The sequence below is a fragment of the Flavobacteriales bacterium genome, assembly GCA_016713875.1.
In the GTDB taxonomy this organism is placed as follows: domain Bacteria; phylum Bacteroidota; class Bacteroidia; order Flavobacteriales_F; family PHOS-HE28; genus PHOS-HE28.
The window spans coordinates 2208485-2225143 of record JADJOI010000003.1 but is presented as its reverse complement, the minus strand read 5'-3'; the positions used below and the strand labels follow the sequence as shown (position 1 = coordinate 2225143).

Below are 16659 nucleotides of genomic sequence, written 5' to 3'. Positions count from 1 at the left end.
GGCTTGGTATCTTCGCCGCCCTTCATCCGCCCGCCATGCGCATCTCCTGGGACTGGCTCCGTGACCTGATCGACACCGATCTGGACGTGAACGCCGCCGCCGACCTGCTCACCAGCACCGGCCTGGAGGTGGAGCGCGTGGAACAGGTGGAGGCGGTCCCGGGCATGCTGGCGGGTGTGGTGGTGGGCCACGTGCTCGAACGCGCCAAGCACCCCGATGCCGACCGCCTCAGCGTTACGCGCGTCGACGTGGGTCAGGGGGAGGCCCTGCAGATCGTCTGTGGGGCACCGAACGTGGCCGCCGGTCAAAAGGTGCTTGTGGCCTTGGTGGGCAGCACGCTGCACCTGCGCGACGGCAGCACCATCACCATCAAGAAGAGCAAGATCCGCGGGGTGGAGAGCCACGGCATGATCTGCGCGGAGGATGAGCTCGGGCTGGGCGAGGGCCACGACGGCATCCTGGTGCTGGCGGCGGACGCGGCGCCCGGAACCCCGGCCGCGCAGCAGCTCGGTCTTCGCCGTGACTCCGTTCTCGAGATCGGGCTCACGCCCAACCGAGCGGACGCGATGAGCCATCTGGGCGTGGCGCGCGACCTGGCCGCCGCCGTGGTGCACCGCACCGGCGCCCGTGCCGTGCTGCGCATGCCCGACACCTCCGCCTTCAAGGCGGACGGTGGTGGAGAAGGGGCCGTCACCGTGGAGGTGCGCGATGCGCACGCCTGCCCGCGGTATGCCGGCGTCACGCTCACGGGCGTCCGCGTGGGTCCTTCGCCCGAATGGCTGGCTGAGCGGCTCAAGGCCATCGGCCTTCGGCCGATCAACAACGTGGTGGACATCACCAACTACGTGCAGCACGAGCTGGGCCAGCCGCTGCATGCGTTCGACGCCGATCGCATCCGCGACCGGCACGTGATCGTGGGCCCGCTCGCCGCCGACATGCGGTTCACCACGCTGGATGGCGCGGAGCGCACGCTGGACGCCGAGGACCTCATGATCGCCGACCGGGATGGCGGCCTGTGCATCGCCGGGGTGTTCGGCGGGCTGCGGAGCGGGGTCACGGAGGCCACCACCACCGTTTTCCTGGAGAGCGCCTGCTTCGATGCGGTGAGCGTGCGGCGCACGGCGCGACGCCACGGCCTGCGCACGGATGCGTCGTTCCGGTTCGAGCGCGGTGTGGACCCCGCGATGACGGTGCTGGCCCTGCAGCGCGCGGCCTTGTTGCTGGTGGAGCACTGCGGCGCTCGCCTGGCGGGCCCGCTCGTGGACCTGTACCCGCATCCGAAGCCCTGGCGGCAGGTGCGGCTGCATCCGGCCGTAGTGCGCTCACTCGCTGGGATCTCCATGGGCGTGGAGGAGCTTGCGGACGTGCTGGCGCTTCTGGATTGCCGCATCCTCGAGCGGTCGGAGCGGAGCCTGCTCGTGGAAGTGCCGCCCTACCGCGTCGACGTGCACCGCGAAGCCGACCTGGTGGAAGAGGTGCTGCGCATCCACGGCTTCGACCGCGTGCCTATCCCCGAGCGGTTGGCCATACCACCCGCCGCGCTGCATGGCCATCGCGCCGAGGAACCCGCACAGGCCGCGGTCGATCACCTGGCCGCCCGCGGTTTCCGCGAGGTGATGACCCCATCCCTGGTCAATGGCGCGATGCTGGAGCGGCTCGGCGCGGTCGGCCCCGATACGCTCATCCGCCTCCTCAACCCGCTGAGCGCCGAGCTCGATGTGTTGCGTCCATCGCTGCTGTTCGGCCTGCTCGGCGCTGCCGCGCACAACCTCGCCCGCCAACAGCGCGACCTGCGGCTCTTCGAACAAGGACGCATCTACCTGCGCTCCGGTGAGCGCCGATCGGAGCACGCCCGCATCGGCCTGCTGATCACCGGAAGGAACGTGCGCGAACGCTGGCGGCAGCGTCCACGGCCTGTTGAGCTGGCGGACCTGCAGGCCGAGCTGGAGCTGCTGGTGGAGCGGGCCCATGGCGGCGATCGCCTACAGGTGAGGCCGATCGAGCATCCGCTGTTGCATGACGCCTTCGCCTTGGTGGGCCCTGCGGGACAGCTGGCGTTCGGCGGCGCGGTGCGTCCTGCGGTGGCCAAGGCCCATGACGTGGACCAGCCGGTGTTCCATGCCGAACTGAGCGATGCCCTGTGGACCCTGCCCGGCTCTCCCGTCCAGTTCGCCGAGGTGCCACGCTTCCCCGCCGTGCGCCGCGACCTGAGCCTGGTGCTCGATCGGAAGACCACGTTCGAGGACCTGCGCCGCACGGCTCATCAGGCCGAACGCAAGCTGTTACGCGGGGTGGACCTCTTCGATGTGTACGAAGGGGACAAGCTGCCGTCGGGGAGCAAGAGCTACGCCCTCCGCTTCACGCTGCTCGATCACGAGCGCACGCTCACCGACGATCAGGTGGACAAGGCGATGAAGCGCATCCGCGAAGCCTTGGAGCGGGAGACCGGCGCCAAGGTGCGTGGCTGAAGCAACGGCCGGCCGGTCGTGCACGTCCTTCCTGCGCAACCCACCCAACGACATGCGGACACCCGTACTCCTTTCCGCCCTGCTCACCTCCCTGATGGCCACGTCGCAGGTCGTTCAATCCGTAACGAACGGCCCTTGGAACTTACCCAGCACCTGGGACTGTGCTTGTGTCCCCGGGCCCGGCCAGACGGTGGTGGTGGCGCATTCGGTGGAGATCCTTGGTCCGATCCAGCTCATGCATCCGCAGGTGATCGTGATCGCGGGTGCGGAGATCACCATGAGCTTTCCGGAGGCAGTGACCATCGCCACGGACCTCCTGAACGACGGTCACATCCTGATGATCGGAACGGTGCTCATGATCGGTCAGTTCACCAACAACAACTTCGCGGAGTTCATCGGTGAGCTGGTCAGCGACGGCACCATCATCAACGGAACTGGTGCGTTGATCCAGGTGGAGGGAGACCTCACGAACCACTTCCAGATGCAGGGCTCCGGCTTTGTTTGTGTGACGGACAGCGTGGTCAATACGGGCAGCATCAGCGGTACGCTTGATCTGTGCGATCAGAGCAACACGGCCCAACAGCCGCCCTTCATCGATAGCAACACCGGTACAGTGGCGCCCACCGTGACCTTCTGTGATCTGGGACCGTGCACAACGGGGATCAATGGGTCCGGCGGTGGCGCCGGGCTGCGGACGGTCGTCGCCGGTGATGTGCTCACCGTGCTCGGTGGGGAGGCCGGCGCGGTCCTGGAGCTGTTCGATGCACGGGGACGTCGGGTGATGCCTCCGCTCCCGCTTGCGAGCGACCTTGTCCGTGTTCCGCTGCATGGGCTGGCGGACGGATCGTACCGTGCGGTCCTGAGGACGGATAAGTATCGGCGCTCGGCCGCGTTCGTTCTGTTGCGCTGAACCAGCGGAAGGGCGGGCAGCGCTACTTTCGGGCATGCGCCCGATCCTCCTCGCCTTGATGTTGCCCGTGGCAGCTCCGCTGGCCGCTCAGCCCATCACGTCCGTCGCCGACGGTGATTGGAACGACCCGGCCACCTGGGATTGCGCCTGTGTCCCTTCGGGTGTCGTCAGTGTCACCGTGGCCCACACCGTGAACATCACGGTGCCCGACACCCTGGCCGACGGCGACCTGTACGTGCAGGGCGATGGTCAATTGTTCGGGACCTCCCTGCTGCTCGGGGGGATCTTCTACAACTTCGGCGAGATCACCCTGCAGGCCCTGGAGCTGAGGCCCGGCCTCCTGCAGCCCGACGCGGTGAACTTCGGCACCCTGGCCGCCATCCGGCTCGGCGTTCAACGGGATGGATTCGCCAATGTCGGCGCCATCACCGCCGATTCGATCCGCTCGGATGTCCAATGGGAGAACACCCCAACGGGGTCCGTGGCCACAGGCTGGCTCGCCGGACCGGGGCTCGTGAACAATCGGGGTTCGGTGGTCGGGTCGGGGCTGTTCGCCGCACGCTTCAGGAACGACAGCGTCATCACCTGGAGCGGCATCTACCGCACGCCGTACACCAGCACGAACCAAGGGGACATCGCCGTCGTGGGCGACCTGCGCATCCAGTCGCTGCTCATCGACAGCGGGCTCATCCTGGTGGAAGGGGACGTGTGGCTGGACGGCGATCTGTGGCTCGCATCCGACAGTGCCTACCTCTCCATCGCAGGCGACCTGCGCATCCAAGGGCTGTTGCGTGGAGCCGGGGCCGTCTGCATCACCGACTCCACGATCAACCTGGGCGTGATCACCGACAGCGTGGATGTGTGCGATCGATCCGCGACCACGGGCACACCGCCTTTCCTGGATCTGCAGCTCGGGGTGGTGGGCCCGGATGTGACCTGGTGCACCGATCCGCACTGCCAGCCCGTGGGCATCGAAGGTCCCGCACCCGTCGGATCATGGAACGCGTGGCCCATGCCCAGCACAGGTCACGTATGGACAGGTCCCGTGCCCCGATCGGTGCGGGAAGTGCTGCTGACCGATGCGACCGGGCGCAGCTTCCACCTTTCCGCCGACCGCAGTGGTGAAGGGCTGTACCTCGATCTGTCGGACCTGGCACCGGGGCCCTATCTGCTGCGGGCGATCGGTGCATCGGAGCTCCCGGTCACCCGGGTGCTGCTCGCGCGATGAGCGTCAGCGCAGCCGGTAGGTGAGGCTCAGCAGGGCGCCGAAGGCCATCGTCCTGCGCTTCAGCTCACCGTCCAGGCTGTTCCCGAACTGCCCGCGCAGCGCCGGTTCCAGCCCCACCGACCACGCGCTGTTCCACCGGTAGCGGATATAGGCGCGGGCCGTGTAGCCGAACACAAGGCTGCGGAACTGCACGTCGTTGAGGTCCATGTACCCGTCCTGCGACGGGTCGGGCAGCGCACCTCTTCGCCCGGTCAGCACACCCAGCGTGGGGCCCCCGCGCAGCCCGAACATCCAGCGCCCTTGCGTGAGGTGCGCGTCCAGCAGCAGCGGCACCTCCAAATAGCTCACGCGGTTCACCTGCTCGCGCGCAGCACGCAGCACGGTGACGGTCGTCGTGGTGTCGTAGCCCACACCAAGCACGTTGATCGTGGTGTCCACGCTGATGATGGTGTGGAAGAGCTGGCCGTTGATCGAGAAGGTATCCGTGCTCAGCGTCACTGTGGTGTCCACCGGCGTGAGGAAGTAGAAGCGCTCCACGTCCAGTTCGGTGAGGCTCTGTTCGGGCGCCAGCAGGCGTTCGGCGTAGGAGCTGTAATGCACTCCCGTGCCGATGCCCACGTTGCGGCCCATGTGCATCACCTCGGCGCCGGCGCTCCATCCCAGGCCGTTGCTCACCTCCGCGTCCCATAGGTCACGCGGCGCTCCGCTGTACCGGCCTCCGCCCCAGAGCAGGCCGCCCAATGTGCTCAGTTCCCAGGGCGAGGCCGGCTTCACGAGCGGCAGCGGCACGGTGGCCGTATCCCCGCTCGCCGCGAGGGTGCTGTCCGCCCCCACGGCTTCCGCGAGCGGGGTCCCGGTGCTGTCGGCTGGATCCGTGGGCTCAAGGGTCCGACCTGGCTCGCCGATCGCCTGCGTTCCGCTGTCCACCACGGGCTGCACGTCAGGCGGTGGTGCCGCGGAGGTCGTCGGCATCGTCGGTGCGGCCGGCACCGCAGCGACCTGTGTCCCTGCCGGCGGGATCGCCGGCGCACCGGCCGAGCTTTCCGGCTGTCCTTCGTGGGTGGAACGGGCCGCTTCGGACGTGGGTCGCGGTGTGGCGCTTTCCTCTTGGTCCATGGTCGACTGCGCATCGTTCCGCGCCACTTCCTCACCGTTGCGTCCAGGCTGCGTGACAGCGGTCCTGGGTGCCTCCGGGGCTTCGTGCCGCCCGACCGGTTCCGGGGTCCGGCGCTCGGATCCGCCTTGCGCCAGGGAGGGCGTCGGGGTTCCGATCACCGCTGCGGTTGCCGGGGTCGGAGCGGCGGACGGCGTGCTGGCGACGGGTGTTGGCGTGGTGGTCGTTGCCGGGGTGCTGGTGCTGGAAACCTCGGTGGCGGTCGTGGCTTCGGTGGCGGCATCGGGTGCCGGAGCGGTGACGTCGTCGACCGATGGCGTGGAGGTCAGCGGCGCGTGCGCTCCGGTCGTGTCCATCGGAACAGCGCTCGTGGAGCGGTCTTGGGTGCGCTCCTCCGCGGTGAAGTTGAGGTATGCGATGCCTGCACCACCGATGAGCAGCGCGGCGGCGAAGGGCCAGAACCGCCGGCGGCGGCGGCGCGTACGCTCAGCCTGGATCAGGCGTTCCGCCCCCTGCCAGTCCGCTTCCGCGAAGGGAAAGGTGCGCTCCTCCAACTTGCGGCGCACCAGGTCGTCGAATCGTTCTTGCTCGCTCATCGGGAAGGGGTTCGTGCACGGTCCACCGCCACCGCCCGGGCCAGGGCCTGTTGCAGGATGCTCCGTGCGTTGGATACATGCCACTTGCTGGTGCCTTCACTGATCCCGAGCATGCCGGCGATCTCCGCATGCGGGAAGCCGTCGATCGCGAACAGGTTGAACACCTGCCGCGACATGGCGGGCACGCGCTCCAGCATGCGCTCGAGCTCCTGCACCTCCATGTGGCCCAGGTAGCTGTTCACTTCGGCGAGGTCCACGCGCTCGGGCGGCGCCTCGAGCGTCTCGTGGGCCTTGCGTTGTTTCTGGCGGCGGTGGTCGTCGATCACGGTGTTGATCATGATGCGGCGCGACCAGAGCTCGAAGGGGACCTCCGGACGCCGGTCGGCCAGGTGGGTGAGGATCTTCAGGAAGCCTTGGTTCATCCGCGCCACCGCGTCCTGCCGGTTGCGCTCGTAGCGGGTGCATATGCCCATGAGCAGGGGGTATAACACCCTGTACAGCTCGTACTGAGCCTTGGGCTCCTCGCGGAGGCATCGTGCTATCAGCTGCTCGCTCACCATGCGGGATGTGGCACCGGGCGCCTACTATGCAAGGCCTATCCGGTCGCCGGCGTTCCTCAGGTCATTGCTTCATGCTGTGGCGGTGCAGGGCCCACTCCGCGGTGGTGAGCCGGATCAGGAAAGGGCCCGAGGGAAGCGCGGTCAGCGGGACGTCCAGCGTGCCGTGTCCACGGGTGAGCGTGATCGCCGTCGTCAGCAGCATCCGTCCGTCCATGGCGATCAGATCGAGCTGGGCAGGACCGGATGTGGGACAGATGAAGCTCAGCTGCTGCCGATCGGTGCCCGGCACCGGCCACAGCCGTACCTCCGTCGGCTCCACCGGTCCGGGGATGGCCACTGTGAGCGGGTCCACCACCCGGATCGTGAACCCGTTCCGCGCGCCGTCTCCGCCGACCAACCCGTTCAACAGGCCGTCGGCGTCCACCGTCACGCTGTCGCAGTATTGATCGGCGCAGCCCGTTGTGTCGGTGATGGCCAGACAGATGACGTAGGGCCCCGGGCCACCGTACACGTGCGTCGGCTGGGCGTCCGTGCTCGTGGTGCCGTCACCGAAGTCCCAGGCATAGGCCACCGCCCCGACCGAACTGGTGCTCTGATCGATCAACCACACCTCGTTGAACAGCGGCACGGGGTCTCCGGTGAGCGAATCGATGAAATAGGCCTGGATGGGCCAGAAGCCCGCATCGCAGGCACCCGGGACGGAGCCCACGCAGTCGCAGTTCGCGTTCCAGGTATCGTTCACGGTAATGGGGTTGTTGTCGTCGCACGGTGTGCCGGGAAGGGCAGGACCGTTCAGTACATTCTCACAGTCCACCACGCCCGGGCAGGTGAGCACCACGCTCACGGTGACCGTATCGAGGAAGTTCCCGGCGTACGATACCGTATCCGAATCACCGGTCCCGCCACCGCAGTTCACGTACACGAGGAATTGGCCCACCAGGCTGTCCATGGTGAAGAATGCGCTGAACGAGCAGGAGGTATCCGTCGGTACGATCTGGTTCACCGGAGGTGTCGCTCCGGTGATCGAACCGATTGATACCGTGGTGATCTGCGGGGTGCACGGCACCACCTGACCGGTCACCTGCACGACCACCGGGTTCTGCGCCACGGCCAGGGGCGTAGTCAACAGAAAGGCCAGAAGGATGACCATGGCCTTGTTCAGCAGGCAGGACGGTCGGTGGGCTAGTCGCATGACAGGTCTGTTCATCCCCATACACGCAGCGGAGGGGGTGGGGGTTGGGTCCGTTCAGCAGGAAGGTAGGGGATCGGCCGGCCCCACAAGGCAAGGACCCGCCTGAGGTCAGGCGGGTCCTTGCGCAGGTCGGTCGATCGGATCAGTGGCCGCGCACGAAACGTTCGGTGCGGATGGTGCCCTCGGTGTTGAGGCGCAGCAGGTAAGGTCCGGCCTCCAGATGAGCGAGGTCCAGGCGCAGGGTGTTGGCCCCGGCGGCGAGGTTGGCGCGCTGCTGGTGGATCAGCTTGCCGGTGACATCCAGCACCTCCAAGATGAGCGCACCGGAGCGGATGCTGTTCAGGGAGACCGTCAGCACATCGTTCACCGGGTTGGGGGCGACGACGAGCTCGTTGATGGCCTCCACCTCATCGATGGCGGTAGTGGCACCCATCACGTTGATGGTGAAGCCCTGGCTCTGGGCGCCCATGGGCAGGATGATGCCGTTGGCGTCCACGCCCACGCTGTCGCAGAAGGTGTCCGTGCAGCCGAAGCCCGACACGGTGAGGCAGAGCAGGTAAGGCCCGTTGCCGGTGTAGGTATGGGTGGGGAAGGGCACGTTGCTGGTGGTGCCGTCACCGAAGTCCCAGGAGTAGGTGAAGCCCATGCCGCCGTTGTTCAGGAAGAAGACCCAGATGGTGCCCGGGATGGGACCTTGCAGGCTGTCGTAGGCCTGGGTGACGATGAAGTCGGCCTCGCAGGGCAGGCTGCCGGAGCCCACGCAGGTGCAGCTGCCGTCCCAGGTGTCGTTGGATGTGTTGGGGTCTCCATCGTCGCAGGGCGTGCCCGGCATGGCGGGGCCGTTCAAGACGCCCATGCAGTCGTAGAGGAACCCGTTGGTGGTGTCGGCCACGCACACGCAGTTCCAGGTCCAGAAGCTGTAAGAGGTCATCGGGTCGTTGTCATCACAGGCCGTACCCGGCATGTCCGGACCATTGGGCACACCCAGGCAATCCACAAAGCCGCCGCCCTGACCGGAGCAGCCGCAGTTGGCATCCCACATATCGCCCATGGTGTTGGGGTCGCCATCGTCGCACGGCGTACCCGGCATGGCGGGGCCGTTCAAGACGCCCATGCAGTCGTAGAGGAACCCGTTGGTGGTGTCGGCCACGCACACGCAGTTCCAGGCCCAGTAGCTGTAAGGCGTGAGCGGGTCGTTGTCATCACAGGCCGTACCCGGCATGTCCGGTCCGTTCGGCACGCCCAAGCAGTCCACCAATCCGCCGCCCTGGCCAGAGCAGCCACAGTTGGCGTCCCACACGTCCCCGAAGGTGTTGGGGTCGCCATCGTCGCAGGGCGATCCGGGCACGTTCGGTCCACCCGGGATCCCCAGGCAGTCGGGGGTTCCGCCGCCGCCGCAGTTGAAGTTGATGTTCACCAGCGCCGAATCCAGGATGCCGTTGAACACGACCGAGTCGGTCACGGTCTGGACCGCGCCCTGGCACATCGTCGAAGCGGTGAGGATGTCCGGGTTCGATGCGGTGTACACGCTTGCCCAGTAGTAGCAATTGGCATCCACCGTAGCGGTCACCGTCTGGAACGACGTGGTCACGGTGATGACCTGCCCGGGGGTGCAGCCCGAAACCTGGCCGTAGACGTAGGCCCAGTATTGGAGCTGGGCGAAGGTCCCGCCACCCAACGCCAGGGCTGTGAGGAGGGAGAGGGAGCGAAGAAGTGATCTCATGGTCGAACTGGTTTTGGTCGTTCACACCCATACACGCCAGGGTGGGCTTCGGGGTTGGGTTGGTGAAGGTATTTTTTTCGGTGGGCCTGGAACGACAAGGCCCGCCTGAGCTCAGGCGGGCCTTGCGATCACGGAGCATGGTTCAGTACCCCCGTACGAAGCGTTCGGTGCGGATGGTGCCGTCGGCGTTGAGGCGCACCAGGTAGGAGCCGGCCTCCAGGTGGCTCAGGTCCAGCCGCAGGGTGTTGGCCCCGGTGATGAGGCTGGCCCGCTGTTGGTGGATCAGCTTGCCGGTGACATCCAGCACGTCCACCAGGAGCGGACCGGAGCGGGTGCTGTTCAGGGAGAGCGTCAGCACATCGTTCACCGGGTTCGGGGCGATGGCCACCTCACTGAGGACCTCTGCCTCATGGATGGAGTTGGCGCCGCCCATCACGTTGATGGTGAAGCCCTGGCTCTGGGCGCCCATGGGCAGGATGATGCCGTTGGCGTCCACGCCCACGCTGTCGCAGAAGGTGTCCGTGCAGCCGAAGCCCGACACGGTGAGGCAGAGCAGGTAGGGGCCGTTGCCGCTGTACGTGTGGGTGGGGAAGGGCACGTTGCTGGTGGTGCCGTCACCGAAGTCCCACGAGTAGGTGAAGCCCTGGCCGCCGTTGTTCAGGAAGAAGACCCAGATGGTGCCCGGGATCGGCCCTTGGAGGCTGTCGTACGCCTGGGTGACGATGAAGTCGGCTTCGCAGGGGAGGCCACCGGAGCCCACGCAGGTGCAGGTGCCGTTCCAGGTGTCGTTGAAGGTGTTGGGGTCGCCGTCGTCGCACGGAGTGCCGGGCATGGCGGTCCCGTTCGGGATCCCGAGGCAATCCACCCAACCACCGCCCTGGCCGGAGCAGTTGCAGTTGGCATCCCACAGATCCCCGAATGTGTTGGGGTCGCCATCGTCGCAAGGCGAGCCCGCCACACTCGGCCCGTTCAGGATGCCCTCGCAGTCCCAGGTGTTCCAGATCATGGTGTCACAAGTGCAGGTGGCGGTCCAGAGGCCGAACACGCCGGAACCGAAATAGGATTCGCACGTGTCGCCGGGCATGTTCGGGCCGTTCAGGATGCCCTGGCAATCGTAGGTGTTGAGGACGCTGTCGCCCACGCACACGCACCAGCCCGTCCACAGGTCGTTGGTCGTCCAGCTGTTGTTGTCGTCGCAGGCCGTGCCCGGCAACGCCGTGCCTCCGGTGATGCCCAGGCAGTCCACCGTGGTGCCCGTGGTATCGCCGAAGCACCAGCAGTTGGCGTCCCAGAGGTCATTGCTGCTCATGGGATTGCCATCATCGCAGGGGGTGCCCGGGAGCGCCGTGCCCATGAATTGCCCCAGGCAGTCCCAGGTCGGGGTGCCGGTGAAGATCATCCCGGTGGTGTCGATCATCACCCCAAGGGAGGTGCTGCTGGCGCAGCCCAGGCTGTCCACCAGCACCAGGGAGAACCAGTAGTTGCCAGCGCCACCGAAGGTGTATTGCGTCTCGAACGTCTGCGCGCTCGTGCCGTTGGGGTACCACCAGGTGTACACCACCGGAGGCGTCGCGGTGCTCAGGTTGGTGGTGGTCACGGTCCAGGGTACGGGGTTGCCGTTCACCACCAGTTGTTGGATGGTGAAATCGGCCGAACAGCCCGGAAGCGGTTGACCGATGCACGAGCAGTTGGCCGTCCACAGGTCGTTGTAGGTGCCCGGATCCCCGTCATCGCAGGCCGTGCCCGGCAGATCCGGTCCGTTGGGGACGCCCTGGCAGTCCAAGGTCTGCACGCCGGAACAGGTGCACCAGACCGACCAGGTGTCGTTGACCGTGGTGCTGTCGTTGTCGTCGCAGGCCGACCCCGGAACGTTCGGTCCGTTCAGGATGCCTAGGCAGTCGTAGGTGTTGAAAATACTGTCGCCCACGCACACGCACCACCCCGTCCATAGGTCGTTGATGGTCCAGCTATTGTTGTCATCACAGGCCGTGCCGGGCAGCGTTGAACCGCCTACTACGCCCAGACAGTCCACCGTGGTGCCGGTGGTGTCGCCCATGCACCAGCAGTTGGCATCCCAGAGGTCGTTGCTGCTCATGGGATTGTTGTCGTCGCAAGGCGTGCCCGCGACCGCTGGGCCTAAGAACTGACCCAGGCAGTCCCAGGTCGGGATGCCCGTGTAGATCATCCCGGCAGTGTCGATCATCAGATCCTGGTGTTCGTAGCTCGTGCAGCCCAATGTGTCAACCAATGTGAGGCTGAACGAGTAGTACCCGCGGCGCCGAAGGTGTATTGCGTCTCGAAGGTCTGTGCCTGGGTGCCGTTGGGATACCACCAGGTGTAGACCACGGGTGGTGTCGCGGTGCTCAGGTTGGTGGTGGTCACGGTCCAGGGCACGGGGTTGCCGTTCACCACCAGCTGTTGGATGGTGAAATCGGCCGAACAGCCCGGAAGCGGTTGACCGACGCACGAGCAGTTGACCGTCCACAGGTCGTTGTAGGTGCCCGGATCCCCGTCATCGCAGGACGTGCCCGGCAGATCCGGACCGTTCAGGACCCCCTGGCAGTCCAGCGTACCGCCGCCGACGCAGGCCAGGTCGATCACCATCAGCACCGTGTCGTTCACGAAGTTGAAGGTGGCCGTATCCCCGTCCGTCAGCGTGGTTCCGTTGCAGGTCGTGCTCACGACCACCGCCGCGCTCGGGCTGGTGATCGCCACGATGGTGTCATAGCCGCAGGTGAACGGGTCCAGGTCGAAGGTCCAGCTGAAGGCCGGCACGGTGCCCGGTTGTGAGGTCACCGTCACCTGCTGCAGGGGCGTGCACCCAGGAACGGTGCCTTCGATGATCAAGGTGTTCTGCGCGTTCGCGCCGAACCCACCAAGAAGGGTGGCAGCGAGCAAGGTCCTGATGGTCGTGCGCATGGTCGGAAGGGGGTTGTTCATTCAGCTACACGCAGGGATGACCCTTGAGGTTGGGTCATCACGGGATCAATGTACAGGACGGGCCCTGTACCTTGGTTCCATGCGGGCGCTGCTGCTCCTGTCCCTGTTCTGCTCAGGTGCGCTGCTTCGCGCGCAGGGCACCGTGTCCTCTGTGACCGCCGGCGCGTGGACCTCCGCCGGCACCTGGGACTGTGCGTGTGTGCCGCAGACCGGTGATACCATCGTCGTTCAGCACAGCGTGGGTCTTCCCAGCAACGTGGTGCACCTCGGCGGGGCCATTCGCATCACCGCCACAGGCGCACTGGTCGGATCCGGGCCGAGCGGCCTGTGGAGCAACGCACCGTTCACCAATGCGGGGCAGGTGTCCGTGCATCGCCTGGTGCTGCCCGAAGGGAACGCCTGGACCGATTCACTGCTGAACAGCGGCACCATCGCCACCACACGCATGGCCGTGCGCCGCCGCGGTCGCAACACTGGTGTCATCACCGCGATCGACTCCCTCGTGTTCGACCATTGCTCATTCCACAACGAGGCCACCATCAGCAGCAGGGTCACCTGGGTGCGCGACAGCCTCCTGTGGAACAACGGGCTCTTCATCAGCTACGAGCTCATCGTGGACAGCACGGGCCTGTTCCACAACGTGGGCACCTGCCGGGTGTTGGACCACCTGGCCGTGCGCAGCTCGGGCAACTTCAACGTGGCCACCGGCGCTGTGGAGACCCATGTGCTGGGCGATGCCGACATCCGCTGGGGCTTGAACGTGTGGGATGCCCACCTGCAGGTGGACGGACGCCTGCACCTCAACGATGTCGAAGTCCCGATCCCGCACCTCACCTTCTTCGTGCAGGGCGGCAGCATCCATACAGGGCATTTCCGCAACCAAGGTTGGGTGGCCGGCCCAGGCACACTGTGCATCGCGGACAGTGCGGAGAACCTCGGTATCCTTCATCCGGATCTCACCATCTGCGATGCCACACCCACCTCGTTCACCTGGCCATACCTCGACCTGAACACCGGCACCGTGGACCCCGCTGTGCTGGTGTGCCCAACGGGCAGTTGCACGGTCGGCGGAACGGATCGGCATGGCCCGCGGGTCATCCGCCTTGTGCGGGGCGATGGCCGATGGACCGTGACCGGGCTGCCAGAGGGGCATGTGGAGGTGGAGCTCATCGATGCGGGCGGCCGCCGGATGCCGTGCACGCTGATCGGTGCCGGACCCACGCTTGAACTGCGCGTGCCGGCGATCACGGAAGGAGCCTATGCGCTGCTGCTCACCACCGCGCAGGGCACGCGCGCCTTGCGCTTTGTGCAGGGTCCCTAGGCCGGCAGCGGCCCGTTCGCTCAGGTCACCTGCCAGCGGAAGACCATGTCCAGGGCCGCCTGTCGACCTCGGACGGCCACGAGTTCCGCGTGGTCCTCGGGATCGTAGTTCAGCAGGCAGGTCACCAGCAGGTCTCGCGCGGCGGCGGGAAGCTCATGCATGTCGCGGGCTTCCACGCTGCGCAACGTGGGGTCCACCGGAAGGGCCACCAGGTTGTCATCGCGCTCCCCGGCATCCAGCAGCTCGATCACCCCAATGGGTTCCACATCGACCACGGTGCCGCTCGGCAGGGCTTCGCACAGCACGAACACGTCCACCGCGTCGCCATCGCCGCCCTGTGCCTTGTCCATCCGGGTCCCGGGGACGAAGCCGTAGTTGGCCGGGTAGGGCAGGAAGGCCAGCCGGCGCGGCCTTCGTGGCGGCGATCCACTGGGAAGGTGCCGCTCGCTCGATCGTATTGCCGCTTCTCCACCGTGCCGGCCGGGATCTCGATCACCGCATGCAACTACACCCGGCCGCGCCCAGGTGTCCAGTTCCTCCAGGCTCAGGCGAGCGCTCGGTCGATCAAGCCATCCTCCGCCTCGTTCGGCAGGGTCACCTTCAGCAACGGGGTGCGCTTCATCTCCTGCTCGATGCTCCACACCGCGTTGGGGTTGCGGGCCCAGGCGCGGCGCGCGATGCCGTTGTTCACGTCCCAGTGCAGCATGCTCCGCAGGCGGCGGTCGCTGTCGGCGCTGCCGTCGAGCACCATGCCGAAGCCGCCGTTCATCACCTCGCCCCAGCCCACGCCACCACCGTTGTGCAGGCTGATCCAGGTGGCGCCGCGGAAGGCATCGCCCACGAAGTTCTGCACGGCCATGTCCGCCGTGAAGCGGCTGCCGTCGCGGATGTTGCTGGTCTCGCGGTACGGACTGTCGGTGCCGCTCACGTCGTGGTGGTCGCGGCCCAGCACGATGGGCGCACTGATCTCGCCCTTCTTGATGGCCTCGTTGAAGGCCTGCGCGATGCGGATGCGGCCTTCGCTGTCGGCGTACAGGATGCGCGCCTGGCTGCCCACCACGAGCTTGTTCTGCTGCGCGCTGCGGATCCAGTGCAGGTTGTCGGCGATCTGCTGGCCGATCTCGGCCGGTGCCTCCTTCAGCATGGACTCCAGCACATCACCCGCGATGCGGTCGCTGATGGCCAGGTCCTTCGGATCGCCGCTGGTGCACACCCACCGGAACGGGCCGAAGCCGTGGTCGAAGCACATCGGCCCCATGATGTCCTCCACGTAACTCGGATACCTGAACTCGCTGGCGCGGATCTGTGATCCGTGCCCTTTCGAAAAAATGTCTGCCCCAGCTCGTCCCGCCTCCAGCAGGAAGGCGTTCCCATAGTCGAAGAAGTACATACCCTGATCGGCGAGCCTGTTCACGGCGGTCACGTGGCGGCGCAGGGTCTCCTGCACGCGCTGCTTGAAGGCGGCGGGGTCCTGCACCATCAGTGCGTTGCTCTCTTCGTAGCTCAAGCCCACGGGGTAGTAGCCACCGGCCCAGGGGTTATGCAGGCTCGTCTGGTCGCTACCGAGGTCCACCTTGATGTGGCGTGCGGCGAGGCGCTCCCACAGGTCCACCACGTTACCGAGGTACGCGATGCTGTGCGCTTCACACTTCCGCTGCCAGACGAGCGCGGCGTCGATGCAGGCGTCCACGTCGGTGATCACATCATCCACCCAACCTTGCGCGTGGCGCTTGTGAGCAGCTATGCTGTTCACTTCGGCACAGATGGTGACCACGCCCGCGATGTTGCCGGCCTTGGGCTGCGCGCCGCTCATGCCTCCCAGACCTGCGGTGACGAAGAGCTTGCCCTTGGTGCCTGGAGACGACTGGATCATGCGGCACGCGTTGAGCACGGTGATGGTGGTGCCATGCACGATGCCCTGCGGACCGATGTACATGTAGCTGCCGGCGGTCATCTGACCGTACTGCGTCACACCAAGAGCGTTGAAGCGCTCCCAGTCATCCGGTTTGCTGTAGTTGGGGATCATCATCCCGTTGGTCACCACCACGCGTGGGGCGTCGGGGTGGCTGGGGAAGAGGCCGAGCGGGTGGCCGCTGTACATCACCAGCGTCTGCTCGTCGGTCATCTCGCTCAGGTACCGCATCACCAGGCTGTACTGCGCCCAGTTCTGGAACACCGCTCCGTTGCCACCGTAGGTGATCAGCTCGTGCGGGTGCTGGGCCACGGCCGGGTCCAGGTTGTTCTGGATCATCAGCATGATGGCTGCGGCCTGCCGGCTCTTCGCGGGGTAGTGGTCGATGGGCCGGGCGTGCATGGCGTGCTCCGGACGCAGACGGTGCATGTAGATGCGGCCGTACTCCTTCAACTCCTGCGCGAACTCGGGCGCCAGGGTGGCGTGGTGCTTCGGATGGAAGTAGCGCAGCGCATTGCGCAGAGCGAGCTTCTTCTCCTCCACCGAAAGGATGTCCTTGCGCTTGGGCGCGTGGCTTACGCCAGGATCGAGCGGGCGGGCGGGCGGAAGCACCTCGGGGATGCCTTCGCGGATCGTCTGCTGGAAAAGGGCCAGGTCGCTGGCGGTGGCGGTCGTCATGGCTGCGAAGTTCGGGG

12 protein-coding genes are annotated in these 16659 nt (G+C 66.5%); 4 read left to right on the top strand and 8 right to left on the bottom strand.

Features of this window, described 5'->3' with window-relative positions; translation table 11 throughout:
• The first annotated feature begins 35 nt into the window (after positions 1-35).
• The 3 genes from IPJ87_11030 to IPJ87_11020 are packed head-to-tail and all read left to right on the top strand — an operon-like array spanning position 36 to position 4606.
• Positions 36-2468 carry a phenylalanine--tRNA ligase subunit beta gene (locus IPJ87_11030; protein MBK7942387.1) on the top strand — a complete coding sequence of 811 codons (2433 nt, stop codon included), beginning with the start codon at positions 36-38 and terminating at the stop codon, positions 2466-2468.
• Positions 2469-2520: 52 nt separating this feature from the next.
• Positions 2521-3378, top strand: coding sequence for a hypothetical protein (locus IPJ87_11025; protein ID MBK7942386.1), 858 nt, complete (start codon positions 2521-2523; stop codon positions 3376-3378).
• 34 nt (positions 3379-3412) lie between these two features.
• Positions 3413-4606 (top strand): hypothetical protein, encoded by a 1194-nt coding sequence (locus IPJ87_11020; GenBank protein ID MBK7942385.1) that lies wholly within the window; start codon positions 3413-3415, stop codon positions 4604-4606.
• A gap of 3 nt (positions 4607-4609) precedes the next feature.
• Here the strand turns inward: IPJ87_11020 and IPJ87_11015 are convergent, their stop codons facing one another.
• The 6 genes from IPJ87_11015 to IPJ87_10990 all read right to left on the bottom strand — a co-directional run bounded on the left by IPJ87_11015 (position 4610) and on the right by IPJ87_10990 (position 12710).
• The gene (locus IPJ87_11015; GenBank protein ID MBK7942384.1) at positions 4610-6316 is read right to left on the bottom strand and encodes a hypothetical protein; all 1707 of its coding nucleotides are present in this window, start codon (positions 6314-6316) and stop codon (positions 4610-4612) included.
• Positions 6313-6789: a sigma-70 family RNA polymerase sigma factor gene (locus tag IPJ87_11010; protein MBK7942383.1), complete on the bottom strand. Its 477-nt coding sequence runs from the start codon at positions 6787-6789 to the stop codon at positions 6313-6315. Before IPJ87_11010 ends, IPJ87_11015 begins: the two co-directional genes overlap by 4 nt.
• Positions 6790-6937: 148 nt before the next feature.
• Positions 6938-8089 (bottom strand): PKD domain-containing protein, encoded by a 1152-nt coding sequence (locus IPJ87_11005; protein ID MBK7942382.1) that lies wholly within the window; start codon positions 8087-8089, stop codon positions 6938-6940.
• A gap of 121 nt (positions 8090-8210) precedes the next feature.
• Positions 8211-9791: a T9SS type A sorting domain-containing protein gene (locus tag IPJ87_11000; GenBank protein ID MBK7942381.1), complete on the bottom strand. Its 1581-nt coding sequence runs from the start codon at positions 9789-9791 to the stop codon at positions 8211-8213.
• A 142-nt stretch (positions 9792-9933) separates the two neighbouring features.
• Entirely contained in the window at positions 9934-11994 is a 2061-nt protein-coding gene (locus tag IPJ87_10995; GenBank protein MBK7942380.1) for a T9SS type A sorting domain-containing protein, read from the bottom strand.
• A complete protein-coding gene (locus IPJ87_10990; GenBank protein ID MBK7942379.1) occupies positions 11994-12710 on the bottom strand; it encodes a hypothetical protein in 717 nt (238 codons plus the stop codon). The genes IPJ87_10995 and IPJ87_10990 overlap by 1 nt, the downstream gene beginning before the upstream one ends.
• 100 nt (positions 12711-12810) lie before the next feature.
• Here IPJ87_10990 and IPJ87_10985 point away from each other — a divergent pair, with 100 nt between their 5' ends.
• Positions 12811-14052 carry a hypothetical protein gene (locus IPJ87_10985; GenBank protein MBK7942378.1) on the top strand — a complete coding sequence of 414 codons (1242 nt, stop codon included), beginning with the start codon at positions 12811-12813 and terminating at the stop codon, positions 14050-14052.
• Between the two features lie 20 nt (positions 14053-14072).
• Here IPJ87_10985 and IPJ87_10980 read toward each other — a convergent pair whose 3' ends face one another.
• Complete coding sequence (locus IPJ87_10980; protein MBK7942377.1) at positions 14073-14693, bottom strand: inorganic diphosphatase; 621 nt, start codon at positions 14691-14693, stop codon at positions 14073-14075.
• Positions 14597-16642 (bottom strand): urocanate hydratase, encoded by a 2046-nt coding sequence (locus IPJ87_10975; GenBank protein ID MBK7942376.1) that lies wholly within the window; start codon positions 16640-16642, stop codon positions 14597-14599. The genes IPJ87_10980 and IPJ87_10975 overlap by 97 nt, the downstream gene beginning before the upstream one ends.
• Between the last annotated feature and the right edge of the window lie 17 nt (positions 16643-16659).

Excerpts from the sequence above, each read along its gene's own strand:
- IPJ87_10985 (MBK7942378.1), top strand. The coding sequence starts at position 12,811 with ATGCGGGCGCTGCTGCTCCTGTCCCTGTTCTGCTCAGGTGCGCTGCTT.
- IPJ87_11010 (MBK7942383.1), bottom strand. The coding sequence starts at position 6,789 with ATGGGCATATGCACCCGCTACGAGCGCAACCGGCAGGACGCGGTGGCG.
- IPJ87_11020 (MBK7942385.1), top strand. The coding sequence starts at position 3,413 with ATGCGCCCGATCCTCCTCGCCTTGATGTTGCCCGTGGCAGCTCCGCTG.
- IPJ87_11000 (MBK7942381.1), bottom strand. The coding sequence starts at position 9,791 with ATGAGATCACTTCTTCGCTCCCTCTCCCTCCTCACAGCCCTGGCGTTG.
- IPJ87_11005 (MBK7942382.1), bottom strand. The coding sequence starts at position 8,089 with ATGGGGATGAACAGACCTGTCATGCGACTAGCCCACCGACCGTCCTGC.
- IPJ87_11030 (MBK7942387.1), top strand. The coding sequence starts at position 36 with ATGCGCATCTCCTGGGACTGGCTCCGTGACCTGATCGACACCGATCTG.
- IPJ87_10975 (MBK7942376.1), bottom strand. The coding sequence starts at position 16,642 with ATGACGACCGCCACCGCCAGCGACCTGGCCCTTTTCCAGCAGACGATC.
- IPJ87_10995 (MBK7942380.1), bottom strand. The coding sequence starts at position 11,994 with ATGATCGACACTGCCGGGATGATCTACACGGGCATCCCGACCTGGGAC.
- IPJ87_11015 (MBK7942384.1), bottom strand. The coding sequence starts at position 6,316 with ATGAGCGAGCAAGAACGATTCGACGACCTGGTGCGCCGCAAGTTGGAG.
- IPJ87_11025 (MBK7942386.1), top strand. The coding sequence starts at position 2,521 with ATGCGGACACCCGTACTCCTTTCCGCCCTGCTCACCTCCCTGATGGCC.
- IPJ87_10990 (MBK7942379.1), bottom strand. The coding sequence starts at position 12,710 with ATGCGCACGACCATCAGGACCTTGCTCGCTGCCACCCTTCTTGGTGGG.